This is a genomic window from Cutibacterium sp. LaCa_89, assembly GCF_058177555.1.
In genome coordinates this window covers 2,485,506-2,510,235 of sequence record NZ_CP190889.1, presented here as the reverse complement: position 1 = coordinate 2,510,235, position 24,730 = coordinate 2,485,506, and the positions used below count along the sequence as shown (strand labels likewise).

The window sequence follows — 24,730 nt, the reverse complement described above, 5'->3', positions numbered from 1 at the left end:
TCAGTTCCCCTCTGCCTGTGCCGCCAGTGCGCGGCGCCGCGACACCCGGATCTGGGTCAGTGACCGATGCGGAGAAAAGAGCATCGAGAAGGCGAACACGACGAACAGCACGACGACGATCACCGGTCCGGTCGGCACCCGGCCCATGCACACGGCCATGTATGAGCCGGCAGCTCCGCAGACCGCTCCCAGGATCGCGGCGAGGACGATCATGGTGTGCATGTGTCGCACCCACAACCGAGCTGCGGCCGCCGGCATGATGGCGAAGGCGATCATGAGTACGAGTCCCACGGTCTTGACCCCGATGACGATGGATGTCGTCGTCACGAGGAACAGAATCGTCGAGACGGTCCGCCCGGAGTATCCGGACATCGTCGCGAAGACTGGATCGAAGATGAAAAGTGTCAGCCCACGCCAGGTGAATGCCGCTACTCCGACCGCGATGAGCCCGAAGATGAGGATGACGATGTTGTCCTCAGTCGTCAGAGTGGCCGCGTTGCCGAAGAGGTAGGTGTTGATCCCCTGACGGTTGGGCAGGGTGGACTGGGCGATGATGCGCAGCCCGACCATGCCACCGCCGTAAAAAAGTGCCAGGCAGATTGCCATCGCCGCGTCGATACTCACCCGGGAGTGGGCGCTGATGACGTTGGCCAGCAAGGCCGCGAGCGCTGAGGAGATGACGGCGCCGATGGTCAAGGTGGCCATGGAGCGGCCGTTGACGTTGAACACCGCTGTCGACACCATGAAGGCTCCGACGACCCCGGCTATCGCGGAGTGGCCGATGACGTCGGCCAACAGGGACTGCTTGCGCTGGTAGAGCAGGCACCCCAGCCCGCCAGAGAACAATCCGATGAGGACTGTGCCGATGAGCATCGTCCGGTAGGTGTAGCTGCCGAAGAACTCCGAGGCAGGCACGATCTCGGCAAGAACGAGGGCGCTCATCGTGCCTCCGTGAAGATGTCGTCGCTGATGCCGTAGGCGGTGTGCACCGTCTCGGTGGTGAAGGCCTCGGCGAGAGGGCCGACCGAGACCACCTTCCCCTCGGCCAGCAGGCACGCCCAGGTACAGATGTCGGCCACACTGGCGAGATTGTGATGGACGATGACGAGTGTTTTCCCCTCCGAGACGAGCATGTCAAGAACTGACATCAGGGTGCGCTCGCTGGCGGCGTCGACCCCGGCGAAGGGCTCGTCCATGAACAAGAAGTCGGGACGCTGGGCGAGGATGCGTGCCATGAAGGTCCGCTGTTTCTGTCCACCGGAGAGCTCAGTGATGTGCCGGTCGGCATATTTCGCAATGCCGACGGTCTCCAGCGACTCCCGGACGATCTGCTTCTCTGCAGTTCCGGGACGTTTGAACCACCCGAGCCTCCCGAAGGTTCCTTGAGCGACGACGTCCCCCACCGTCGCCGGGTAATCCCAGTCGACGTCAGCGGCCTGCGGCATGTACCCGATGCGGCGACGCATCTGGTTGAGGGGCTTCCCAAAGATCTGGACGGATCCGGTAAGGGTGGGGATGAGTCCGAGAATGGCCTTCATGAGGGTGGACTTACCAGCCCCATTGGGGCCAAGGAGGGCCAAGGCCTCACCTGTGGGCAAGCTGAGGCTGGTGTGGGACAGAGCGATGTTGTCCTGGTATGCGACGGTGAGGTCGTCAACCTCGAGGGCTGCTGGTTCGGGTAAGGACATTGGCTTCTCCTTGTCGACAGGTGCCGCCCACCTGCTCATGGGCGGCACCGTTGCGCTCACTTGAGGGCGTTGGTGATCGTTTCGGCGTTGTACTGGAAGACGCCCAGGTAGGTGTCGACCGGGGCCTTCTCGCCGAGGGAGTCGGCGTACAGCGGCTTGTCGGAAACGGTCACGGATCCACCCTTGGCGGCCACGGCCTCCTTGAGGTGTTTGATGGCCTCAGGGTTCTTGAGGTTGTCCTGGAAGATTGTCTTGATCTTCTTGTCGGCGATGAGCTTGGCGAGGTTGTCCATCTGAGCTGCGCTCATCTCGGACTCCGAGGAGACGAAATCGGTGGCGTGAATCTCGATGCCGTAGGTCTTGCCGAGGTAGTTGAAGGCGTCGTGACCGGTGACAAGGATGCGGCGATCCTTGGGGATCTGGTTGAAGAGTTCGCCGGCCTTCTTCTTCCCCTCATCGATCTTCTTGTTGTAGGCCTCGCCGTTCTTCTTGTAGGTGTCAGCGTTGGTCTTGTCGATCTCGCCCAGCTTCTTGGCGGTGGCAGTCACGACGTACTTCCAGTTGTCGGGGGAGTTCCACACGTGGGGGTCGTGGCCCTCGATTTTGCCGTCCTCCTCCCAGGGGAGCAGATCGGACTCGGGAATGGACTCAGCGGCGGGGACCTGCTTGTTTCCGAGCTTGTCGAAGTGGTCCATCATGTGGTGTTCCATGTCATGGCCGGTCCAGACCACGGCGTCGGCCTTCTCGATGGCCTCGATGTCACCGGTGGAGAGCTCCTGGGTGTGGGGGTCGCCGCCGGGCTTGACGAGCACCTTGACCTTGGCGTCAGGGGCGATGTTGTGGACGGCGTCTCCGAGGTATCCGGTGGAGGCAACGACGTTGAGAGCCTTCTTGCTGGAATTGCCGGATCCAGAGTCGGACTTCTCGGTGGAACAGCCACCGATGCCGGCGGCCATGGTCAATGCTGCGACGACGGCAGCCGCCGATCGAAGGATGGAGGACTTCATGAGCCTGGCTCCTAGATTGTGTGAGATGTGTGCTCGTGCGTTTACATGAGCAGACGAGACCTTAGCAAAGGTGAGCCTTACCTAATAGTTGGGGGTGGGGGTTTGTCAGGTGAGCCTCGGTTGTCGTTCGCGCTCGATGTCGTGGTGAGGGTGGACAATGGACCCGCGACGACAGGAGGCCAGGTCAGTGACGGTTCCAGAGCTTTTCGGAGATCCGGATCAATGGCCTGACGATGACCTCATCGCGATCACCGGGGCTCTCAGCCCCCACCTGGTGCTGGCGGCACTCCATGAGGGTGTCTTTCCCATGCCCATCACTGACGAGGAGGTGCCCCCGGAGTTCCAGGGGGCGACAGCGTGGTGGTCTCCCATGTATCGAGGTGTTCTGCTTCCCGGTCATCTCAAGGTCGCTCGCAGTTTGCGCAAGACGACCAAGCACCAGACGACGACCGTCGATCGCGCCTTTGGCGACGTCATCGCACGATGCGCTGACCCGGATCGTCCCTACGCCTGGATCGATGACCGCGTCATCGAGGCGTATGGCTACCTCCATGAGCGAGGCTGGGCCCATTCGGTGGAAACCTGGGACGACAAGGGTCGCCTCGTGGGCGGGCTCTATGGCGTCAGTGTGGGTGGACTGTTCAGTGGTGAATCGATGTTCCACGACCCTCGACACGGGCGCGACGCCTCCAAGACTGCTCTGTTGAGGTTGGTGTGTGAACTCGGTTCGAGATTGCTGGACGTGCAATGGAGCACCCCGCACCTGGCCAGTCTCGGCGTCACCGAGGTTGACCGGGCGGAATACCTTGACCTTCTTGATGACGCCCTGGATCGTCCGGCTCCGCAGTGGACGAGCCCCGATGATTCGGCGTGGGATGGCGTCCAGCTCCTCGATCGGCTGCGAGAAGTGCCCGCCTGACGGAGTCGGGGCCACTGTGATGACCACGTGGATAGTCTGACGGCGTGTACGGATATTTCGGCCCCGCAGGCACTTTCACCCATCAGGCACTCAAGACTCTCGGCCACGTCGACGCTCGCCCCTATGCGACGGTTGGCGCCGCATTGCAGGGAGTTGTCGACGGCGACGTCGAGGCGTCGTTGGTTCCCATTGAGAACTCCGTCGAGGGTGGTGTGAGCGCGACCCTGGACACTCTCGCTGCCCTGGGTGGTTTGCAAATCGTTCGCGAGGTCGTCATTCCGGTGCAATTCAATCTTTACGTTCGGCCTGGGACGTCGTTGGCGTCGATCCGTCACGTCGTGACCCACCCTCATGCCGCGAATCAGTGCCGGGACTGGCTTGCCGCCAACCTCCCGGAGCACGCCGAAATCGCCCAGGGCGGGTCGACTGCCTCCGCGGCGAAGGAAGTGTCGGATCCACGGTCCCGCTTCGATGCCGCCGTCTGCGCCGAAGTTGCCGGAACGATGTACGGATTGACAGCTGTGGCACAGGGAATTGCGGACAATCCGGATGCCGTCACGAGATTCATTTTGGTTGCGAGAAGTGGGCAGATGATTGCTCGGACGGGGGACGATCGCACCACTGTTGTCGTCGTTCCCCCGAGCGATCATCCAGGTGCCTTGTTGGAGATCCTGCAGCAGTTCTCTTTCCGCAAAATTAATTTGTCGAGAATTGAATCAAGGCCAACCAAGGATCGTCTCGGTGAGTACTGCTTCTCCATTGATGCCATTGGCCACGTCGCGGATGAGAGGATGGCTGCTGCGCTCAAGGGGTTGTATCGGATCAGCCGTCAGGTGATCTTCCTCGGGTCCTATCCAAACGGCTCTACAAGGGGGTTTGCGTCGCCTGAGGGTCCTGACGTCATCCGCGGCTTCAGTGATGAGGATTACCTGGCGGCGGAGAAGTGGTTCCAGGGGGTCATCGGGAAATGGTGACGTATGCCTCCTCGTCGCGGTCAGGGACCATAACATATCTAGGTTGCCAGAACAAGAGTTTTGGTTAAATGCGATTAACGCAACATGAGCCGACTTGACTGTGGCCCTCAGGTTCGTATCGTTGAAGACATCAACCGATTCCGCTCGGCTCTCCGAATGGGATTTGGTAGAAATCTAAACGAAAGGACTTGAGAATGCCGACTGACAAGACGCCTACGAACGCCAATATCGACGCTCTTTACGACCGTACCGTTGTTGACCAGTCTGGTGACAAGATTGGCGAGATCGGTCAGGTCTACCTCGACGACGCCTCCGGCCAGCCGGCTTGGGTGACCGTCAAGACCGGTCTCTTCGGACGCAACGAGACCTTCGTCCCGTTCAAGGGCCTCGAGACCTCTGGTGACGAGATCCGCGCTCCCTACACCAAGGACAAGGTGAAGGACGCCCCGAACGTTGACCCGGACGGCCACCTTTCCGAGGATGAGACGGACGAGCTGTACCGCTACTACTCCGATGCCTTCGCCTCAGAGAAGGACACCACTAAGGACGCCAACCCGGGTTACGCGGGCAACGGTGTGTCCGGTGGAGCTGCTGGTGGCGTTGCCGGCCAGAAGGTCGTCGACAAGGAGGGCAACCCGGGCGTTGCTGGGAATGGTGTTTCCGGTGATCGTATTGCCGACGCCAAGACCGAAAAGGCTGCCGACGCCACGCCGCAGACCACTGCTGACCAGAAGTCCCCGGTGGCCGAGGATGGCTCCGTCGTTCGCCACGAGGAGCGCCTCAACGTTGGCAAGGAGCGTGTCGAGACCGGTCGTGTGCGCATCCGCAAGCACATCGTCCATGACACCGAGACCGTCGAGGTTCCGGTCGAGCGCGAGGAGATCCACGTCGAGCGCGTTCCTCTCGACGAGAAGGTCGCCGGTGACGACGTCAAGCTTTCCGAGGGTGCCCAGGACATCGTGACCCACGAGGAGCGTCCGACCATCGACAAGGAGACCGTCGCCGCCGAGAAGATCAAGATCGGCAAGGAGACCATTCAGGACACCCAGACCGTGTCCGGCAAGGTCGCCAAGGAGCAGATCGACATCGATCAGGCCAAGCAGCCGAAGAACAAGTGACGTCGAGGACTCAGGCGATGACGTGATCGCTTGACGACAACGTCGGCAGGGCCCGGGTGGAATCACCCGGGCCCTGCACGTCTCTTGGCCTCTAACTCCTCGCAGGCTCCTGACCGGTAGGATCGGCGACATGATCGATCCCAAGCTCCTGCGAACGGATCCGGATGCCGTTCGCCGCTCCCAGGTCGCCCGCGGCGAGGATCCCTCGGTCGTCGACGACATCGTCGCCGCTGACGAGGCTCGCCGTGAGGCCATCGCCGCCCACGAGAACCTGCGTGCTGAACAGAAGGGGCTGGGCAAACGCATTGCCAAGGCGTCCGGGGACGAGAAGGCCGAGTTGCTGGCTCGCACCAAGTCGATTGCCGGCGAGGTCTCCGACCTCAAGAAGGCCGCTGACGAGGCTGACGCCAAATTCATCGAACTCGCCAAGACCCTCGGCAACATCGTCATTGACGACGTTCCCGCTGGTGGCGAGGACGAGGGAGTCATCAAGGAGACCGTCAGTACCCCACGTGACTTCGTCGCGGAGGGATTCGAGCCCAAGGACCATCTCGAGATCGGCGAGTCCCTCGGCGCGATCGACATGGAGCGAGGCACCAAGATCGCCGGCTCCCGCTTCTACGTCCTCACCGGCGTCGGCGCCCAGCTGGAGTTCGCCCTGCTGAACCTGGCGATGTCCAAGGCGGCGCAGTGGGGATTCACCCCGATGATCCCGCCGGCCCTCGTCAAGCCCTCGGCGATGGAGGGAACCGGGTTCCTCGGCCAGGCCGCCGACGACGTCTACTACCTGCCCAAGGACGACCAATACCTGGTGGGAACCTCCGAGGTTGCCCTGGCTGCGTTCCACTCCGACGAGATCCTCGACGACGCCGAGCTCCCGAAGCGCTACGTCGCCTTCTCCCCGTGCTACCGACGCGAGGCCGGCTCCTACGGCAAGGACACCCGCGGCATCTTCCGCGTCCACTGGTTCGACAAGGTCGAGATGTTCGTCTACTGCCTGCCCGATGAGGCGGAGGGCTGGCACGAGAAGCTGCTGAGCTTCGAGAAGGACTTCATCTCGGCCCTGGAAATCCCGTTCCAGGTGCTCGACGTTGCCTCCGGTGACCTGGGCCTCTCGGCTGCTCGCAAGTACGACTGCTACGGCTGGTTGCCGACTCAGAGCCGTTACCGCGAGATCACCTCGACCTCGAACTGCACCACCTTCCAGGCACGTCGTCTCTCCATCCGCCATCGCGGACCTGACGGGGTCGAACCGCTGGCCACCCTCAACGGCACCCTGTGCGCGATGACCCGCATCATCATCATGCTGCTGGAGAACCACCAACAGGCTGACGGTTCGGTGCGCGTGCCCGAGGCGCTGCGTCCCTATCTTGGTGGGCGTGAGTTCATCGAGCCGCCGAAGTGAGCGACGGGCCGTACTACCGGGAACTGCCCGACGGCACCATCAAGCAGGTCAACCCGTTCACGGGTACGAAGGTGTGGACGGTGCCTGGTCGTGGGGCCCGCCCGCTGAGCAAACCGGCCACGCAGACCCGGGAGCTGACCCAGCACGATCGTCAGGCGGCCTGCACCTTCTGCCCGGACAACCTGCTGTCGACCCCTCCGGAGAAGACTCGGTTGGTGAAGCGGGAGGGCGGTCTGGTGCGGGGCCATGACCTCATGCGCCGTGTCCCGGCTGATCAGCTCGACGACACCGTCCCGGAGTTCCGACGGATCCCCAATCTCTTCGAGATCCTGTCCTGGCAGTACTGGCAACTCAACTGGGGAATGGACCTTCCGCGGGCCTCGCGCGACTGGCAGGAGGAATACCTGTCGAATCCGCGGGGAGAGGCCCATGTTCGGTCGGTCCTCAACGCCAAGTTCAAGGCGATGGGGTCGGACCAGCGCGGTGAGGACCTCGGCCCTAAGGAGCTGCGGGAGGCCTCTGCGGCCTTCTTCGCCGGGGGACACGACGTCATCGTCGCCAGGCGGCACTACACCGACGAGGGGACGACGACGGCTGACGTCGCGGGATCGGCGAGCCTGACCGTCGACGAGCACCGGGCGTTCATGGCCTTGACCGTCGACTCGATGGTCCAGCTGCACCGACACAACGAGCACGTCCGATACGTGGTGGCCTTCCAGAACTGGCTCAAGCCGGCCGGGGCGTCATTCGATCATCTGCACAAGCAGCTGGTGGCCATTGACGAGGTGGGAGCCGACAACGAGTCGGTGCTTCCCAAGGCCGTCCTAGACCCGGGCATCTTCAATCGCTGGGGGCCAGATTTCGCTGTCGAGCACGGACTGGTGCTGGCCCGTAACGAGGGCGCTGTCATGACTGTCGGTTTTGGTCACAGGTACCCCTCGGTCGAGGTGTGGTCGACGAGCCGCGCCGACCAGCCGTGGCGCGTCGACGATAACGGGATTGACGCCATGTCGGACCTGTTGCACGCCGCCCACGTGGCCGTCAGCGATGATGTGCCGGCCAATGAGGAGTGGCATTACCGTCCGATAGGGACCGGGGTACCGGTGCCGTGGCGGATCATCCTCAAGTTGCGCATCTCTACCCTGGCCGGGTTCGAGGGTGGGACGAAGATTTACGTCAACACCATCTCACCGACGACTCTGACCGCGATGCTGTTGCCGAAGCTCTTTGAGGCGCGGGCGGCCGGACGAATTGCTCCGATGGACCTCGGGGCGGAGTGTCACATCGAGCCGGGGGTGCTGCGTGCAGGGCGGATCGACTGAGGTCGGTTCCCCGATGATCGAGGGTAGCCGGCCTGAGTGGCCGGGAGACGATTTCAGAACCAGCGCCCCAGCTCAACCGCGGTGCCACCGTCGGCAAAGCAGGGAGCGACGTCGTCGGCAATGGCCTTGACGGAGTCGGGCGCATCGCCGACAGCGACTCCGCGTCCGGCCCACTGCAACATCTCGACATCGTTGTTGCCATCGCCGATGGCCAGGACGTCCTTGGGATCGATGCCCTTGAGACGGCACAGGGTGTCAAGGGCAGAGGCCTTAGTCACACCCTCCGGAGTGATGTCGAGCCAGGCCGACCAGCCGATGACGTAGGAGACGCTGTGCAGGTCGAGGCTGTGGGCGAGGTCGCGGAAGGAGTCGGCATAACCGTTCGGATCGCGGATGATGACGCGCGGGGCCGGGCGGGAGCGCAACTCGTCAATGGTCTCAATGTGAAGTTCGCCCTGCAGTTCCCCGGCGGGGAAGAGCTGGTTGAGGCGGTAACCGACGCCGACCTCCTCGACCGCGATGAGCGCCTGCGGGTAGACGTCCATGACGTGATCGATGATGGGTCGCGGATCAAAGGTGACTTGGGACTCGATCTCGACGGGGGACATCGTCGCGGTGACAGCTCCGTTGGACACCACCGCGTGTCCCCCCTGCAGACCGAGGGCCTCATGGACGGGGATCGCTCCGAAGAGCCCTCGCCCGGTCGCCAGGACGACAGGGACGTCGACCTTGGCGACCGCCTTACGGACCGAGTCCGGAAGTCCGCCCTCAAAATCGACGAGGGTCCCGTCGATGTCGAGGGCCACCATACGAGGATTGAATGTCATGTCAGCCAGCCTGCCACCGTGCGATGATCATGCGGTGAACAGAGCGTGACTTTTTCTCAGGCAGCCAACCTCGCGCGGCTCGGGTGCGGGCGCCCGGTCACCGACTCGTATGCGGCGGCCAGACTGGTCGTCTTGACCTTCGCAGGAGTCTTGCGGCGCGGGGCCGAAGAGGTGTCGCGAGCCCGACGCAGGTGCCGCTTCACGGTGGACAGCGAGCAACCGAGACGGTCTGCGATGAAGCTCAGTGGCTGGTCGGGGTGAGCCTGACGGAGGCTGACGACGTCCTGGGTGGCCACCTGATGCCCGCGAGCGATGACCCCGGCGAAGGATTCGAAGTCGTCGGGACGAACCCGAACCCCCAGGCAGGAGCGAATACGAGAACGCTGACGCGGGGTTGTGCCAGCAGCGAATCCAGCGACGTCGTGGTCGAGGATGGCGTTCTCAAGGCACTGTTCGAAGAGAGAGCAGGCGGAGCAGGCGGCTCGAGCGCGAGCCTGCAGAGTGCGTTCCAGGCGCTGTTCGTCGGGTGTGGCGGCAGTGCTGTCACCCTCGAGCAAGGGATGCTGGAAGACCGTTCTGAGGTTGGCGCAGGACGGGAGGGCGCAATCGTTCGTCCGATTCACGATGGCTCCTTTCCAATGGGCCAAGGCGGCGTGTTTCAACGTCAACGGCCGTGATGTTACAAGTGCTTTTCGGGCCTCGATCTGACGTTGACGGTGACCAAATTGGACGTCCGAAGAGGCTTGTCAGGCGGATGTGCACGTACTCATTTCAGGGTTATTTGTCGTTGGGGATGGATTGCGGGGGAGACTTCCGGGACAGCCAGATCTGTACTTTCGGACAGTTCGTCGTCGATCCATTCGACTTTCGTCTACATCCCACGGCATCCACGGGGTTGCTGGCCCCGGCGCTCAGTGTCCACGCTTCCCGCGTGGGAAAACCGGCACTGTGCCGGTTAGAGTGCCCGGGTGGATGCAGCAACATACATGGCGCTCGTACTCGCACTTGCGGTCGGTGCCCAGTGGCTCGGATGGCGGTTACGCCTCCCCGCGCTGCTGTTCCTCCTGGTGATTGGTTTCGCACTCGGACAGTGGGTTACCCCCGATGAGATCATCGGAAGACAACTCCTGTTTGACGGTGTCAACCTCTCAGTGGCAATCATCCTCTTCGAAGGGTCACTTGGGCTCAAGCTCCGCGAAGTTCGTGACCTGGGACGGCCAATCCTTCGGCTGTGCACCGTCACCGCAGGGATCGCGTGGGTTCTCATCACCCTGGCCGCGATGGCATTGGGGTTCGACGGTCGTGTTTCCCTGCTGCTGGGCGCGATCCTCATCGTCACCGGTCCGACGGTCATCAACCCGATCTTGCGTCAGTTGAGGCCCACCCGACGGGTGAGCGCCCTGCTGAGGTGGGAGGGCATCGTCGTCGATCCGCTGGGCGCGATCCTGGCCCTGTTGGTCTACCAGGCCATCAGCAGCATCGGTGGGTCCTCGATCGGACAAGGTGTGCTGGACCTGGCGCTGACCCTGTTGGTCGGGTTGCTGTTCGCAGCGCCGATCGGGTGGGTCGTCACGGCCATGATGAGGCGTCACCTCATTCCGGACTTCCTGCAGGGCGTGATCTTCGTCGGAGTCGCCGTCGGTACCTGCGTCGGGGCGAACTTCCTGCGTGAGGAGTCCGGGCTGGTCGCCGTGACGATGTTGGGCATCTACCTGGCAAACCAGCGCAATCTCGAGCTCGAGCCCGTCATCGAGTTCAAGGAGCATCTGCAGGTGCTGCTCGTCGGGGTGCTGTTCATCATGCTGGCCGGACGAGTGACGCCATCCCAGATCGGCGACATCCTTCCTACTGGCCTGATCTTCGTCGCCCTGCTCGTGCTGGTCATTCGGCCGGTGTCGGTGATGTTGGGGCTGACGCGAACCGAGACGACTCGTCAGGAGCGGATCCTGATGGCATTCATGGCTCCGCGAGGAATCGTGGCCGCGTCGGTGGCGTCGATCTTCGCGATGGAGTTCAGCGAGTCCGCCAGTCATGTCAGGGAGCAGGCCAAGGAGATTGCCGAGTCTGAGCCCGAGCGGGCGAAGCAGCTGGTGTCGTTCGCTGACCAGATTGCGGGGATGGCGAGCCAGGTCGACCGGCTCGTGCCGCTGGTGTTCCTCGTCATCGTCTGCACGGTGGCCATTTACGGCCTGGGTATCGGCAGGCTCGCCGAGAAGCTGGGGCTGGCGTCGGCAAGCCCGCGCGGAGTGATGTTTGCGGGGTCCCCGGCCTGGAGCATCGATACGGCGAAGACCCTGCGCGATTTGGACGTCCCCACCCTCATCGTTACCCGGCGTGCCTACGACCTCTACGCGGCTCGGAAAGCGGGGCTCAGGTGTGAGGCGGCGGACTTCCTGTCCGAGTACGCGACCGAGGACATGGACCTTGCGGGAATCGCGTCGATGGTGGCGTGTACCCCTGACGACGACACGAACTCCATCGCATCGGTGCATTACCGGCGTGCGTTGGGGCGGGCTAACGTGTTCCAGCTCGAGCGTCTGGATGAGGGCGACGCCGAGGACGCGACCACCGGTACCGCGCAGATTCTCAAGGCGAGAACAGCCTTCGACCCGCCGACAACGCACTCGGCGATGGACAAGATGTGGCGCAGTGGGAAAAGGGTGCGTCGGGTCGAGCTGGACGAGAATCGGACCTGGGAACAGTTCCGCCAGGCCATGCCTGAGGCAGTCGTGATGTTTGTCGTCAAGCCGTCGTCGGTGAATGTCGCGAACGTTGACATGAACGGCCCGAAGGATGGCGACACCATCATTTACCTGGGCGATGAGTGGAAGGATGCTCCGGAACCTGCACCTGCCGAGGATGAGGAACCGAAGCGTCAGACGATGTCGGTTCCGTCCTCGGAGGAGGCAGTCCGGGATCGCATCGACGCCGATCGCAAGGCGACAGCGGAGAAAGCGGCTTCTGCAGGATCTGACGGGTTCGGTCCATCTGGTGCGACCCCGGGCCACGCGGAAGGTGCGGGCCTCGGGCCGAACGTCGATGTGCGTGATGAGGAACCCGTTCGGCCCCATGTCGAAGAGCTGAGTCCGGGAAGGCCGTCGCCCATGTCGGCGGACTCGCCGAGCGAGTGGTGAGGGAGAAGGGCCTGAGGGGGTTGTGTCGCCCTTGGGCTCTTCTCCGTGATGGGACCTGTCGTCCCCTGCCCGTTCCACCGACTCCGTTTAGCCCCTCTTCCTTTCCCCTCTTCCCGCCCTTCCGTTCCCCCGTGGTCATTCCGGTCGCTTGTGGGGCTGGCGCCCTCTGTTGTGGCAGCGGGGTAGCCCGCTTGCAGGATCACCACGATGGTTCGGGGTGACAGTGATCGGGAAACAGTGGGGTGGGCCTGTCGGACAGGCGGATCAGCGATTACGCGGTCTGGCGTCTCGTCACCACCTTGGCCGTCGTCCACACGAGGGCTCCGATGATGGCGCTGGTGATGCCAGCGACGAGGAATCCCCACTGCCACCCGTGAGAGTCCATGACGGCGCCAATCAACGGGGCTGCCATGGCCGTGCCTCCGTTGAGGCACGATCCCTGCCATCCGATGATGGTTCCTCGAGAATCCGCCGGCACCAAGTCGGTCAGGGCATCGACGGAAGAGGTAATCGTCGGTGCGCAGAACACACCACCGACGAACAGCAGGATGGCAGCTGACCCAGGGCCGCTGGACATGGAGGGCAATGCGGTCGTGGTGCCCAGGAAGACGAGGAGAAGCGCCGTGGACGCCCCTCGCGGCAGGGCGCCGTACAGCACGCCACCGATCGCCGACCCGAAACCGGAGGCTGCGAGTACCCACCCGATCATCTCGGGATGGCCCATCGACCTCATCGCTGCGACGGTCGTCAGTTCAATACCGCCCAGGCAGAATCCGGTCGCAATGACGGCCAAGAGGATGGATGCCGACCGGGGGGACAACCATGCCATTTTTCGATTGTGAGGGGCTTGAACGACCGGTGCCGCTGACGCTGGGGTCCGTGCGGCGGGCGGTACCGGGTCGGCCTCGGACGGCTCCGTGGTCGCCGGGTTGAGGATCATGAGCCCTGCAGCGCCGATGGCAGCGATGAAGCCACACGCCGTGATGGTGATCTGGGTTCCGATGGTCGTCGCTGCAATGATGGCGACCGTCGGGCCGATCATGTAGCAGATCTCCACGGTCACCGAGTCCAGTGACAGTGCGGCACGGCGTCGGGACGTGGGCACGGCGACCATCAAGACCTGGCGTGGGATAGTGAAAATCGGGTAGTTCCACAGGCCGCCTATGGCACACAGTGCGAGGAGTGGGAAATACCCCAGCCAAGGCGATAGTCCCCAGGCGATCGTCGTGATGATCAGAGAGGGGAGCATGGTTCTCCGCAGCCCTTTGCGGTCGACCATGCTGCCTCTCCACGGCCCGGAAATCATGGTTGCGACGGTGACGACGGTCGTCACGGCGCCAGCTCGTACGTAGTCCAGATGCAGTGAGCTGACGACATGGACACTCATGACGATTCCGAGGCTGAAAATCGGAATCCGGATGAGAGCAGACAAGAGGAGGGTCGTCCACACCTCCCGGATGGCGATGACATCCCGGTAACCGTGCATTTGAGCACTCTACAACGACCTTGCTGACTCGTGCGTCCACGATCTTGGCATGGCAAGGGCCGCACACCAGCAGTGATGTGCGGCCCGTCGGGAATGGGTCAACGGTTCAACGTCCGGCGGAGAGCGGAGGTGTTCTCGCTGGTCTTGATGAGCGCAAGGACGAACTCGATCTGCATCCTCACGCCAATGATGAACAAGAATGCCGGGATCCATCCCAGGAGAATTGCGAACACGACGAGTACGCCGCTGCCACCGGAGCTGTCGTTAGCGGCTTCCCCGATGGCACTGCCGACGCCGCCAGCTGTGATGATCGCGCCGATCCACATCGCGACGCCGCAGATGATCGTCAGAATGTAGACGATCTTCGCGATCTTAGGCGTCACGTAGTAGTTGAAGGACATGTCGAACAGGGATCCGAAGAATCCCTTCTGGTCATTGTCAGACGGCGATGGGCTGGAGCCAGCGGGCCCATAAGGGTAAGACGGCTGGTTGTTCTGTGGGTAGGGCTGTGAGGGGTAATCGGAGCTATTCCAGTCATTGTGCGGCGTCGTGTTGTTGCTCATGGCGGTAGTGTGCCAGCTGAGGGGGGACTCTGTGCAAGAGCCCACATCCTGAATACTGGGTAACGGCTGGCGTAACTCATTCGGGCCGTCCGAGGTAACCCCGGACGGCCCGAACTCAGGAGGCCAATGATCAGTCAACACCGAATTCCATTGCGGCGGCGTCGAGAGCCTTCTGGCTGTCGTCATCGTCGTCATATCCATTGGACGCGATGGCCGCCGCGCCGCCAGACTCCAGCTGTCCGACGAGGTCGGCATGGCTGGTGAGTTGGCCCTGGTCGGAATAGAGCTCCAGCTTCTCGCGGGTGTCGGCGATGTCGAGGTTGCGCATGGTGAGCTGACCGATACGGTCGGTCGGTCCGAATGCGGCGCCCTCGACGCGCTCCATCGACAGCTTCTCGGAATGGTACGAGAAGTTCGGGCCCGTGGTGTCGAGGATGGAGTAGTCCCATCCGCGACGCAGCTTGAGGGTGACTGACCCGGTGACGGCGCTGGCGACCCAGTGGGTCAGCGACTCACGGATCATGAGGGACTGCGGGTCGAGCCAGCGGCCCTCGTAAAGCAGTCGTCCGAGACGACGCCCCTCGTTGTGGTAGGTCGCGAGGGTGTCCTCGTTGTGAATGGCGTTGACGAGCCGCTCGTAGGCGATGTGCAGCAGGGCCATCCCCGGGGCCTCGTAGATGCCGCGGGACTTCGCCTCGATGATGCGGTTCTCGATCTGGTCACTCATGCCGAGCCCGTGACGACCACCGATGGCATTGGCTTCCAGGACGAGGGCGACCTTGTCGTCGTACTCCTTGCCATTGATGGCGACGGGTATGCCTTGTTCGAAGGAGATCGTCATTTCCTCGGTGTCGACCTTGACGTCAGGGTCCCAGAACTTGACGCCCATGATGGGCTCGACGGACTCGATCGAGACGTGCAGGGACTCAAGCGTCTTGGCTTCGTGGGTGGCGCCCCAGATGTTGGCGTCGGTGGAGTAGGCCTTCTCCTTGGAATCGCGGTAGGGCAGGTCGTGGGCGGTGAGCCAGGCGCTCATCTCGTCGCGGCCGCCGAGCTCGGCGACGAATTTTTCGTCGAGCCAGGGCTTGTAGATGCGCAGCTGCGGATTGGCGAGCAGGCCATAGCGGTAGAACCGCTCGATGTCGTTGCCCTTGTATGTGGAGCCGTCGCCCCAGATGGAGACGTTGTCGGTGTGCATGGCGCGGACCAGCAGGGTTCCGGTGACGGCCCGTCCGATCGGGGTGGTGTTGAAATAGGGGCGCCCGGCGGAGCGGACGTTGAAGGCGCCGCATGCGATGGCGCTCAGGCCCTCCTCGACCAGGGCTGCCTTGCAGTCAACGAGTCGGGAGATCTCGGCGCCGTAGTCGAGGGCGCGGCCCGGCACTGACGCGATGTCGGGCTCGTCGTACTGACCGATGTCGGCGGTGTAGGTGCACGGGATCGCGCCGTTCTCGCGCATCCACGCGACGGCTACCGAGGTGTCGAGACCTCCGGAGAATGCGATGCCGACGCGCTCGCCGACGGGAAGCTGAGTGATGACCTTGGACACGTCGCTCACCCTAGCGCATATATATGCAGCCATTCAAATGGATATGTGATTTGGTGGAGGTGGTGGAGATTCTGGTGCTGATGGTGGGTGGTGCCATCTCAGCTGGCAGAGACCGTAGGCATTACCCCGATTGCCACACGGGAGCGGGGGAAGGGTTGCGTTGAGGCGAGGGGGTGGGTGGCCGAGTGGGGGCGCGGGAACGAGATCGCCGGGTACACAAAACGACCTGCCGCAGCCGAAGTCGTGGCAGGTCGTTCTCTGTTGAAGGGGCTCAGAGGGTCAGCGCGACTTTTCCGAGCACCTCGCCGGACTCCAGGCGAGCGTGAGCCCTGCCTGCCTCGGGCATGGGGAAGGTCTCGACGGGGGCGGGCTTGATGCTGCCGTTGCTGTAGAGCGGCCAGGCAATCTCACGGACCCGCCGGCAGATCTTGGCCTTCTCCTCCAGGGGACGTGGGCGCAGGCTGGTTGCGGTGACGAGGGCGCGCTTGTTGAGGAGCTTGCCGATGTTGAGGTCTCCCTTGATGCCGCCCTGCATCCCAATGATGTCGAGGCGGCCGCCGGTCGCCAGGGCGTCGACATTGAGGCCAAGATACTTGGCACCCATGACGTCGAGGATGACGTCGACGCCGCGACCATCGGTGGCTTCCTTGACGCCGGCTACCCAGTCCTCGTGGTAGTCGAGGGCGACGTTGGCGCCGAGGTTGCGGCAGAACTCCTGCTTCTCGGCGGTGCCACAGGTGGTGATGACCGTGCAACCGAGGGACTTGGCGTACTGGATGGCGAACTGTCCGATGCCGCCGGCGCCACCGTGGACGAGGAAGGTCTCGTCCTCGGACAGGCTGACGTGGTCCATGTTGGAGATGACGGTGGCCGCGACCTCGATGAGGGTTGATGCGGTGACCGGGTCGATGCCTGCAGGGATGGGGAGAAGCTGGCCGGCCGGGACGATGACGTACTCGGCATATCCGCCGCCGGCGAGCAGGGCGACGACCTCGTCGCCTTCGGACCAGCCGTCGACATCGGTGCCGAGGGAGGAGACAGTCCCGGTGACCTCGAGGCCCATGGTCTCGGAAACGCCCTTCGGTGGCGGGTAGAGGCCTTGGCGCTGCAGGAGGTCGCCGCGGTTGATGCCTGCTGCCTTCACCTTGACGAGGACCTCGCCCGGACCGGGCTCGGGTGTGGGGACTTCGGTCCATTCGATGCACTCCGGACCGGGGCGATGGCGGCCCTTTGAGTCTGTCTTGTCAGTTGGGCGGACGGTGATCGCATGCATACTTCAAGCCTGCCACAGGGCAGGAGTGACGCTGGGATTCTTCACATCACCCATGGGTTGTATCCACAGATTTTCGGGGTTATCCACAGATTTCGGATGCGAGGGTTCTCAACGGTTGCGCGGACCTTCAGGATTGTCGCCATGGTGATGAATGGTGAGCACGGCGGACGCTGTCGACGGCATGTGGCGACGACAACAGCCCTTGTCGTGGCGGTTTTGGGGACGGTTTCCTGTGGTGGTGCTGGGGACACTCCGGGCTCGATGGGCGGAGTGACGCCAGCCCCGAGCGTGGTGACGACGAATTCGACCGCGACTCCGAGTTCGGATGGGCCGAGGTTTGTGAAGGCGACGGCGACACCGGTCCCGGGGACGAAAGAGGATGCGTTGTTCCTGGAGGCGAAGAAGGTTTATGAGACGTACTTGGAGCAGTCGCTGCTGTTTGAGCAGGAGGGTGGAGGGAATGTTCTGCCTGCAGGGCTTAAGGAAGTGATAGGAGGTCCGTGGGAGGAAGTCCTGCAGGAGTATTACACGAAAGTCAAGAAACGGGGTCATCATGTGGCCCCGGAATCGGCTGGATTTGGCGACGTGAATCTGTCTCGGATTAAGACGGAACCGGGGTACTTAGTAACAATTAGGTCGTGCACAGATGAGCGGCAATGGGCCTTTGTAAATGATGCTGGAGAAGAGGTGGCACAAGGGACTCTGCGGCGGAACATTATTTCAATGAATCGAAAAAACGGCAGGCTTGTGATGACTGCAGCGAGCTCGAGGCGCGTAGACAAATGCGAAAACTGATTTGTTCGTGTGTGGGGCTTGCACTTCTTCATGTTGGTTTCATGTCGATGCAGGCGTTCGCGGAGCCAGACGTGGGCATCGATGACAGGGAAAATACGGGGGACGTCATTGCGACCTACCACCAGCGTGGTTCCCACCGAAAGCCTGGCATCAATATCGATCGGGGCTCCAAGCACGGCACCCCAGGTCACCGGGGCTCCCATCACAAGCGCCGTCATCCCCATGTCGACAAGCACCGTGATCCCGCGTCACCAGGATCGCCCGAGCCACGCAAGCGGTGGGGGAGTGACGCATACATTGATTCATCCATATTGAACCTCAACCGAATACCATATTTGCCAGGGTTGAATACGCGTGACGACAAGCCGAAGCCGGGTCGTCGAGCCCCGCGTCCTGCACCGACGAGACCTGCTGGCCCCACACCTGATGAGATCAGAGCCTGGTCCATCGACATCGCGACGGGCATTCGATTGGCGAAACCCGTCATCGACATCGAGCCGCGTCCCTCGGCCAACAAGTGGAACATCACGGCCGTAGGGCAGCCATTGTGGTTCCACAACCCAGGGGCTGAGCGTCACACCGCGAGCGACTCCGCACATGGAATCGTCGTATCACTCGACGCACAGCGAGTGGATACCGTTTACGAAACCGGTGAGAAGACCATCCGCTGCACTCACTCGACCCCTCGTCCCGCAAACGCCGATCCGCGCGCCCAATCCCCACATTGCGGCTACATCTACCAGCATCCGGGCAATTACACCCTTCGCATGACTGAGGTCTGGAAAGTCGGGTGGCAATCGGGTGACCAGTCGGGCGAGATCGTCACGACGCGGTCGTCCTCCAAGCCACTCAAGGTCAACGAGCTCATTGGAGTGCTGACAAAACCGGGAGTGCGGTGAGAGCAGGCCCAGGGGCTCGCGGTTCCGATACCCGCGTCAGTGCCCCGATGGCTGGATGCCACCGGAGGTGGTCCTGTTGGGGGCAAGTGTTCCGTGTGTGGGAGAGGAGGGGGGAAGGAGGAGCTTCCGAGCCGGACGTTCCGGGGTGGGTGTTGTCACCGTGAATGTTCCGGGCAGCGCCGGAGAACCAAAGCGCACATCAATGGCCATGTGCAGGCCTCATATCCTGCCGTTGCCCGAGACGGTGGGTAGTACCGCCGAATCATGGCTAAGATGTGACCACCGGGCAGAGCTCGGTTGGCGAGATCGCATAGTGGACGAGTGCAGCCGCCTTGAAAGCGGCCGAGGGCAACCTCCGTGGGTTCGAATCCCACTCTCGCCGCCATGAGGTCAGCCCCTCAGGCCTGGCACCCGGGGGCCGAGCCCTCACAGATCAACCTTGCAGCGACGGGAGATGGGGATGGCCAAGAAGAACCTCACGGATCTTCCGCCTGGCACGACCCGGCACGTCATGTCGCCGGAGCCTCCGATCCGTGGCTTCGTCATCGCCGGCATCCTTTCGATCATTGGTGCTGTCCTCATGATCATCAGCATCGCCAACAACTGGCATGAAGCCGTGACCATCCTCTTCATTGCTGTTCTCGCATGTGGCATTGCCCTCGCGGTGACGGCAGCCTGGTCGATGCTCCATATGAAGCTGTACGTTGACCTCGATGACACGGGCTACCACATCCATGGTGCTGGGCAGGATCGCCGCGGCACCTGGGACAAGGTCACCAAGGCAGCCCTCACGGAGTCGCGTTCCCGTCTCACCCTTTACCACGGCCAAGTCGGGCGCACTCACATCGTTCGTCCCGGCGTCGGGAACCCTCAGGAAATGGATGATTTGGCCGTCGACGTCGCACACCGCCTCGACAACTCACGCGGTTACCGTCAAAGCGTCTGACCCCAATCACCGCCCAAGAAGGCCGTGGCATTCCAGAAGTAGTTCGGTATGCCGCGGCCTTCTTGCGTGTCCAACGTGTATGTGGAGAGGAGGGGACGAGGACGTACGATGCATGCCCCGGACCAGGACGGGATCGGTAGTGTGCGAGGAAAGCGATGGTAAATGACGACGTGGCCGGACCGCGTTACCCACGGCCCGGCCACGCCTCAGCACGAAGTTCAACCAGCTGGTGTCAGCTCTCCTCATGCTTTCCAGCATCCGCCTTGCTGAGATCCTCCGGCACCTCGATGGGGCGAACCTTCACCCACAACAAGAACGCTGCCCCGGCGATGAGCAGGCAGATCCCCGCCCACACGTCAGCTCGAGCGTCTGCCCCCCTGACCAGACCAGTGATCGTCAGAATGGCTCCGTAGAGCGCAAGCAAGTCACCAATGACGGTACGAATATCCATCGCGCGGGCGACCTTGCGACGATTGCGACGGGCCGTGGAAGTTCCGTTCGGCATGACAACCTCCTCAGAAAATGATGTTGAGAACGACAGTGATGGCAAGCACGGTCATGCCGAGCGGAACCGTGCGTCGATACCACGGGAGGCTCTTCTCGTGCGGATCGACGAGGCTCTCCTTCGGCGTCTCCGAATACACCAGACCGACGAGTTCCGCAGCCGGCTTCGGCGTCGTGAACAGCGAAACTACAACACTGACGATGATGTCGGCGAGGAAGCCGACCGTGGCAGCAAGGAACGCGGTTCCCTGACCTGGCAAGGTGAACACACCAGTCAGGCTCATGACCCACACCGTCACGGCGCTGAGAGTACCGACGACGAGTCCCGACCAACCGGCGTGAGGTGTCGACTTCTTCCAGAACATGCCGAGGACGAACGTCGCGAACAGCGGAGCGTTGAAGAACCCGAAGAGGGTCTGGAGGTAGTCCATGATGTTGGAGAAGCCGGACGCCAGGAACGCGGTCCCAATCGCGACGACCGTGGCGACGACCGTGGCGATTCGGCCAACCTTGACGTAGTAGACGTCAGCTTTGTCCTTGATGACGTAGTGCTGCCAGATGTCCACGCTGAAGACGGTGTTGAACGCCGAGATGTTCGCGGCCATACCGGCCATGAACGCCGCCAGCAGGCCCGTGATCGCGACACCCGTCAGGCCGGTCGGCAACAGGTTGCGAATGAGGAACAACACCGAGTCGTTGTATTGGACGACGTTGCCCGACGCGCCACCGGCAATCTTCTCGCCCGCCTTCATCCGAGCGATCTCCGGCACGAGCACCGCAGCCAGCATGCCTGGCAGCACGGTGAGAAACGGCACCAGCATCTTCGGGAAAGCGCCGATGATCGGAGTCTTGCGCGCCGACGACAGCGAGTCGGACGCCATGGCGCGCTGCACCTCGACGAAGTTCGTCGTCCAGTAGCCGAAGGACAGCACGAATCCGAGGCCCAAGGTGATGCCGATGACCGACATCACCGGGTCGGTGAATCCCGACAGCGCCTGTCCAGGCCAGGAATGCAACTGTTGGGCAGCCGGGGTCACGGCATCAGGATGGGCCTCCGCTGCGGCGGTGATCTTGGCCTTGAGTCCATTCCATCCGCCGACACGGTGCAGACCAATAATGACCAGCGGCAGCAGGGAGGCGACGATGACGAAGAACTGCAGCACCTCGTTGTAAATGGCTGCCGACAAGCCACCAAGGCTGATGTAAGCAAGTACGATCACCGCAGCAACGATGAGGGCAACCCACAGCGGCCATCCCAGTAGGGCGTGGACGATCGTCCCGAGCAGGTAGAGGTTGATACCGGCAATGAGCAACTGGGCTAGTGCAAAGGAGATCGCGTTGACCAAGTGCGCAGCCGGCCCGAATCGTTTGAGCATGAACTCTGGCACCGAGCGCACCCCAGAGCCGTAGTAGAAGGGCATCATGACGATGCCGAGGAAGACCATTGCCGGGATGGCTCCGATCCAGAAGTAGTGCACGGTCGGGATGCCGATCTGGGCTCCATTTGCCGACATACCCATGATCTCCACGGCACCGAGGTTGGCTGATACGAATGCCAACCCCGTTACCCACCCGGGCAGGCTTCGCCCGGACAAGAAGAAGTCAAGGGAGTCGGACACCTGGTGTCTGGCAGCCAGCCCGATTCCGAGAACGAACACGAAATAGATGAGCAGGATCAGGTAGTCAACGAATCCCGCGTTGATGAGCGTCTCCAACGGCATTGTGTGGGGTGGTCCTTTCTGTCATTACGAGGGCAGTGACGGCGTTGTGGGCACCGCCCCCTCGGGGAACCATAGGCTCCCGACGTGGCAGGGTCACACCCCGACCCGCTATTTTTGAGTACGTAAACATTATGAGTGAGCGAAGTGCCCGCCGAGCCGTTGCCATCGTCGGCAGCGGCGGTGCGGTCTTCCTCACTGACAACGGTTTTGACGGGCAAAGGAGCCACTTATGTCGCAGACAACTGACGCCTTCGCGGCGGATCCCGAGGCCACCACGATTGGCACGGCGTGGTCGACTGAGGATGGCGCAGGCCGCGCCCGTGACCTCTTCGCTGAGCACATCGGCGGCACTCCCGACGGCGTCTGGGCCGCTCCCGGACGTGTCAACGTCATCGGCGAGCACACTGACTACAACAATGGCTTCTGCCTGCCGATCGCCCTGCCTCACCGCACCTACGTCGCCGCCCGACGTCGAGACGACGACAAGGTTGTCCTCGTCTCCCAGCTTGCCGACTCCATCCTCTCCTGGGAAGGAACCCTCGACGAGATCGCTCCCGGGTCGGTCAATGGCTGGCAGGCCTACACCGCCGGCGTCGCATGGGCCCTGCGTGAGGCTGGCTACGGGATCGGCGGGTTCGAGGCCGCTCTCGTCACCTGCGTCCCGTTGGGGGCAGGTCTGTCCTCGTCGGCAGCCGTCGAGTGTGGTGTCGGGCTGGCTCTCGCGGATCTCTACGACCTCGGCCTGTCCGACTCTGACGCTGGCCGCACCGACCTCGTCAATGCCGCCCGCGCCGCGGAGAACGAGGTCGCCGGAGCTCCCACCGGGGGCCTCGACCAGACGGCGTCCCTGCGTACCACCGACGGCCACGCCATCCTCCTTGACTGCGACGACTGGTCGGTTCGTCAGGTTCCCTTCGACCTCGACGCCGCCGGCCTGGAACTCCTCGTCATCGACACCCGAGCCTCCCACCGCCTCGTCGACGGTCAGTACGAGGCACGACGTCGCGCCTGCGAGAGCGCCTGCCGCATTCTTGGCGTCGCCAGCCTGCGTGAGGTCGGCGACCTCGGCGCCGCATTGTCAGCCCTCGACGACGAGGAGATGGCCAGCCGCGTCCGTCACGTCGTCACCGAAAATGACCGCGTCACTCAGTTCGCCAAGCTCGTCGACGCCGGACGCATCCGCGAGGTCGGACCGCTCATGGACGCCTCCCACGACTCCTTGCGTGACGACTACGAGGTCACTTGCCCCGAGCTGGACACCGCCGTTGACGCAGCCCGCGCTGCCGGGGCCCTCGGCGCGCGGATGACCGGTGGTGGATTCGGTGGTTGTGCCATCGCCCTGGTCGACCGCGACGTTTGCAACGACGCTGCCAGGCAGGTCGTCAAGGCCTTCCGTGACGCAGGATTCACCCACCCTGATCTCTATGTCGTCACCCCGGGTCCGGCCGCGCTCCGGGTGCAATGATGTGGGCCAGAATTCGCCAGTTTCACGCCCGTCCGACGGTGGACGCGGTGGCGAGCCGGATGCGGGCAGATGGCCCACTGTCGTGAAGGGTGTTGTGATGACCGAGCAACAGCGTCGTGGATCGTCCCGACCCTCGATGGGCGATGTCGCCGCAGCTGCCGGAGTATCTCAGCAGACTGTGTCACGCGTCGTCAATCACTCTGACGCGGTCCGACCGAAGACCGTCGAGAAGGTTCTCCAGGCCATGGCCGAGGTGGGGTACTCGCCCAATTTCGCCGCTCGCAGCCTCCGCTCGGGGCGCACGAGTGCCATTGGCGTCCTTGCCACGGATCTTTCTCGCACCGGCGAGCTGCGCACTGTTCAGGCCATCGTCGACGCCACCCGGCGTAGTGATTTCGCCGTCGTCCTGGATCGCCTCGAGCCCACCGATGACCTCGTCGGGGCCTACGGGCACGCCATGAAGCGGATGTCGGGGCGGGTCGACGGTTTCATCATCGAGGGTCTTGAGCTCGATCGACTTGACGAGCTCGAGGTGCCGCCAGGTGCCCCGGTTGTCGTGGCCGGTCCGACGTGCAGCCGATTCTCGACCGTGGGGTGCGACCAAGCCGCTGGGGTGAGCGCTGCTGTCGACTACCTCCTGGCGTTGGGGCACCAAACCGTCCACCTCGTCAGCGGGCCGGCCTACTCCCGCCAGGCCGCGGTGCGTCGTCAAGCCTGGCAGGAGTGTTTGGAGACCAACGACTGTGATGTTCCCGACGTCGTCGTCGGAGACTGGACGGCCTCGTCGGGATGCGAGGCCGCTCGCCACCTCAAGGCCGCCGGCGCGACCGCAGTGGTGGCCAGTAATGACGAGATGGCGGCAGGCCTCATCATCGGTCTGCTGGACATGGGGGTCCGGGTGCCTGAGGACGTGTCCGTGGTGGGATTCGATGACATCCTGGGCAATCTGGTGTGGCCGACGTTGACGACGGTGCGTCAGGATTTTGCCGCAATCGGTCAGCGTCTTGCCGAGGAACTCATGGCTCAATTGCAGGGGGCTCGTCATGAGCCCACCTCGGAGATGGTGTCGGCTCCGCTGGTCGTTCGAGGGAGTACTGCGGCCCCACACCACTGACGACGGCGGGCCTCACCTGCT

The 24,730-nt window shown here is 63.0% G+C and carries 22 protein-coding genes and 1 tRNA gene; 12 read left to right on the top strand and 11 right to left on the bottom strand.

Features of this window, described 5'->3' with window-relative positions:
* The 3 genes from ACP8LP_RS11550 to ACP8LP_RS11540 are packed head-to-tail and all read right to left on the bottom strand — an operon-like array spanning position 1 to position 2,695.
* Positions 1-942, bottom strand: a complete 942-nt coding sequence (locus tag ACP8LP_RS11550) for a metal ABC transporter permease (RefSeq protein WP_016666434.1) — start codon at positions 940-942, stop codon at positions 1-3.
* Entirely contained in the window at positions 939-1,688 is a 750-nt protein-coding gene (locus ACP8LP_RS11545) for a metal ABC transporter ATP-binding protein (RefSeq protein ID WP_016666433.1), read from the bottom strand. The genes ACP8LP_RS11550 and ACP8LP_RS11545 overlap by 4 nt, the downstream gene beginning before the upstream one ends.
* A 56-nt stretch (positions 1,689-1,744) precedes the next feature.
* Positions 1,745-2,695 carry a metal ABC transporter substrate-binding protein gene (locus ACP8LP_RS11540; RefSeq protein ID WP_021108059.1) on the bottom strand — a complete coding sequence of 317 codons (951 nt, stop codon included), beginning with the start codon at positions 2,693-2,695 and terminating at the stop codon, positions 1,745-1,747.
* Between the two features lie 187 nt (positions 2,696-2,882).
* Here ACP8LP_RS11540 and aat point away from each other — a divergent pair, with 187 nt between their 5' ends.
* From aat to ACP8LP_RS11515, 5 genes are all read left to right on the top strand, one after another.
* Positions 2,883-3,614: a leucyl/phenylalanyl-tRNA--protein transferase gene (aat, locus tag ACP8LP_RS11535; RefSeq protein WP_016666431.1), complete on the top strand. Its 732-nt coding sequence runs from the start codon at positions 2,883-2,885 to the stop codon at positions 3,612-3,614.
* A 44-nt stretch (positions 3,615-3,658) separates the two neighbouring features.
* Positions 3,659-4,588, top strand: coding sequence for a prephenate dehydratase (gene pheA, locus ACP8LP_RS11530; RefSeq protein WP_016666430.1), 930 nt, complete (start codon positions 3,659-3,661; stop codon positions 4,586-4,588).
* Between the two features lie 194 nt (positions 4,589-4,782).
* The gene (locus ACP8LP_RS11525) at positions 4,783-5,706 is read left to right on the top strand and encodes a DUF2382 domain-containing protein (protein WP_016666429.1); all 924 of its coding nucleotides are present in this window, start codon (positions 4,783-4,785) and stop codon (positions 5,704-5,706) included.
* A gap of 130 nt (positions 5,707-5,836) precedes the next feature.
* On the top strand, positions 5,837-7,111 hold the full coding sequence (serS, locus tag ACP8LP_RS11520; protein WP_016666428.1) for a serine--tRNA ligase: 1,275 nt from the start codon (positions 5,837-5,839) through the stop codon (positions 7,109-7,111).
* Positions 7,108-8,433 (top strand): DUF4921 family protein, encoded by a 1,326-nt coding sequence (locus tag ACP8LP_RS11515; RefSeq protein ID WP_016666427.1) that lies wholly within the window; start codon positions 7,108-7,110, stop codon positions 8,431-8,433. The genes serS and ACP8LP_RS11515 overlap by 4 nt, the downstream gene beginning before the upstream one ends.
* Positions 8,434-8,486: 53 nt before the next feature.
* Here ACP8LP_RS11515 and ACP8LP_RS11510 read toward each other — a convergent pair whose 3' ends face one another.
* Both ACP8LP_RS11510 and ACP8LP_RS11505 read right to left on the bottom strand, forming a co-directional pair.
* A complete protein-coding gene (locus ACP8LP_RS11510; RefSeq protein ID WP_187117050.1) occupies positions 8,487-9,242 on the bottom strand; it encodes an HAD family hydrolase in 756 nt (251 codons plus the stop codon).
* A gap of 74 nt (positions 9,243-9,316) precedes the next feature.
* Complete coding sequence (locus ACP8LP_RS11505; RefSeq protein WP_016666425.1) at positions 9,317-9,883, bottom strand: WhiB family transcriptional regulator; 567 nt, start codon at positions 9,881-9,883, stop codon at positions 9,317-9,319.
* Positions 9,884-10,246: 363 nt separating this feature from the next.
* Between ACP8LP_RS11505 and ACP8LP_RS11500 the strand changes: the two genes are divergently transcribed.
* On the top strand, positions 10,247-12,394 hold the full coding sequence (locus ACP8LP_RS11500; RefSeq protein ID WP_016666424.1) for a cation:proton antiporter: 2,148 nt from the start codon (positions 10,247-10,249) through the stop codon (positions 12,392-12,394).
* Between the two features lie 271 nt (positions 12,395-12,665).
* Here ACP8LP_RS11500 and ACP8LP_RS11495 read toward each other — a convergent pair whose 3' ends face one another.
* The 4 genes from ACP8LP_RS11495 to ACP8LP_RS11480 all read right to left on the bottom strand — a co-directional run bounded on the left by ACP8LP_RS11495 (position 12,666) and on the right by ACP8LP_RS11480 (position 17,265).
* A complete protein-coding gene (locus tag ACP8LP_RS11495; RefSeq protein ID WP_016666423.1) occupies positions 12,666-13,880 on the bottom strand; it encodes an MFS transporter in 1,215 nt (404 codons plus the stop codon).
* A gap of 98 nt (positions 13,881-13,978) precedes the next feature.
* Positions 13,979-14,443, bottom strand: coding sequence for a DUF4282 domain-containing protein (locus ACP8LP_RS11490; RefSeq protein ID WP_016666422.1), 465 nt, complete (start codon positions 14,441-14,443; stop codon positions 13,979-13,981).
* Between the two features lie 130 nt (positions 14,444-14,573).
* On the bottom strand, positions 14,574-16,001 hold the full coding sequence (gene argG / locus ACP8LP_RS11485) for an argininosuccinate synthase (RefSeq protein ID WP_270236955.1): 1,428 nt from the start codon (positions 15,999-16,001) through the stop codon (positions 14,574-14,576).
* 262 nt (positions 16,002-16,263) lie between these two features.
* Positions 16,264-17,265, bottom strand: a complete 1,002-nt coding sequence (locus tag ACP8LP_RS11480) for an NAD(P)H-quinone oxidoreductase (RefSeq protein WP_063279576.1) — start codon at positions 17,263-17,265, stop codon at positions 16,264-16,266.
* Between the two features lie 141 nt (positions 17,266-17,406).
* On the opposite strand from ACP8LP_RS11480, the gene ACP8LP_RS11475 reads away from it, so the two are divergent.
* The 4 genes from ACP8LP_RS11475 (at position 17,407) to ACP8LP_RS11460 (ending at position 19,905) form a co-directional block, all read left to right on the top strand.
* On the top strand, positions 17,407-18,060 hold the full coding sequence (locus tag ACP8LP_RS11475; RefSeq protein ID WP_279187088.1) for a hypothetical protein: 654 nt from the start codon (positions 17,407-17,409) through the stop codon (positions 18,058-18,060).
* A gap of 431 nt (positions 18,061-18,491) precedes the next feature.
* Complete coding sequence (locus ACP8LP_RS11470) at positions 18,492-18,959, top strand: hypothetical protein (protein ID WP_036976351.1); 468 nt, start codon at positions 18,492-18,494, stop codon at positions 18,957-18,959.
* A gap of 299 nt (positions 18,960-19,258) precedes the next feature.
* Positions 19,259-19,344, top strand: a tRNA-Ser gene (locus tag ACP8LP_RS11465).
* 75 nt (positions 19,345-19,419) lie between these two features.
* Complete coding sequence (locus ACP8LP_RS11460) at positions 19,420-19,905, top strand: hypothetical protein (RefSeq protein ID WP_016666417.1); 486 nt, start codon at positions 19,420-19,422, stop codon at positions 19,903-19,905.
* 232 nt (positions 19,906-20,137) lie between these two features.
* On the opposite strand, the gene ACP8LP_RS11455 is transcribed toward ACP8LP_RS11460, so the two are convergent.
* Entirely contained in the window at positions 20,138-20,410 is a 273-nt protein-coding gene (locus ACP8LP_RS11455) for a hypothetical protein (RefSeq protein ID WP_004809721.1), read from the bottom strand.
* A 10-nt stretch (positions 20,411-20,420) separates the two neighbouring features.
* On the bottom strand, positions 20,421-22,130 hold the full coding sequence (locus ACP8LP_RS11450; RefSeq protein ID WP_021108046.1) for a sodium:solute symporter family protein: 1,710 nt from the start codon (positions 22,128-22,130) through the stop codon (positions 20,421-20,423).
* 229 nt (positions 22,131-22,359) lie between these two features.
* Between ACP8LP_RS11450 and galK the strand changes: the two genes are divergently transcribed.
* Positions 22,360-23,595 (top strand): galactokinase, encoded by a 1,236-nt coding sequence (galK, locus tag ACP8LP_RS11445; protein WP_279187079.1) that lies wholly within the window; start codon positions 22,360-22,362, stop codon positions 23,593-23,595.
* A gap of 136 nt (positions 23,596-23,731) precedes the next feature.
* On the top strand, positions 23,732-24,709 hold the full coding sequence (locus ACP8LP_RS11440) for a LacI family DNA-binding transcriptional regulator (protein ID WP_036975552.1): 978 nt from the start codon (positions 23,732-23,734) through the stop codon (positions 24,707-24,709).
* Positions 24,710-24,730: the final 21 nt, after the last annotated feature.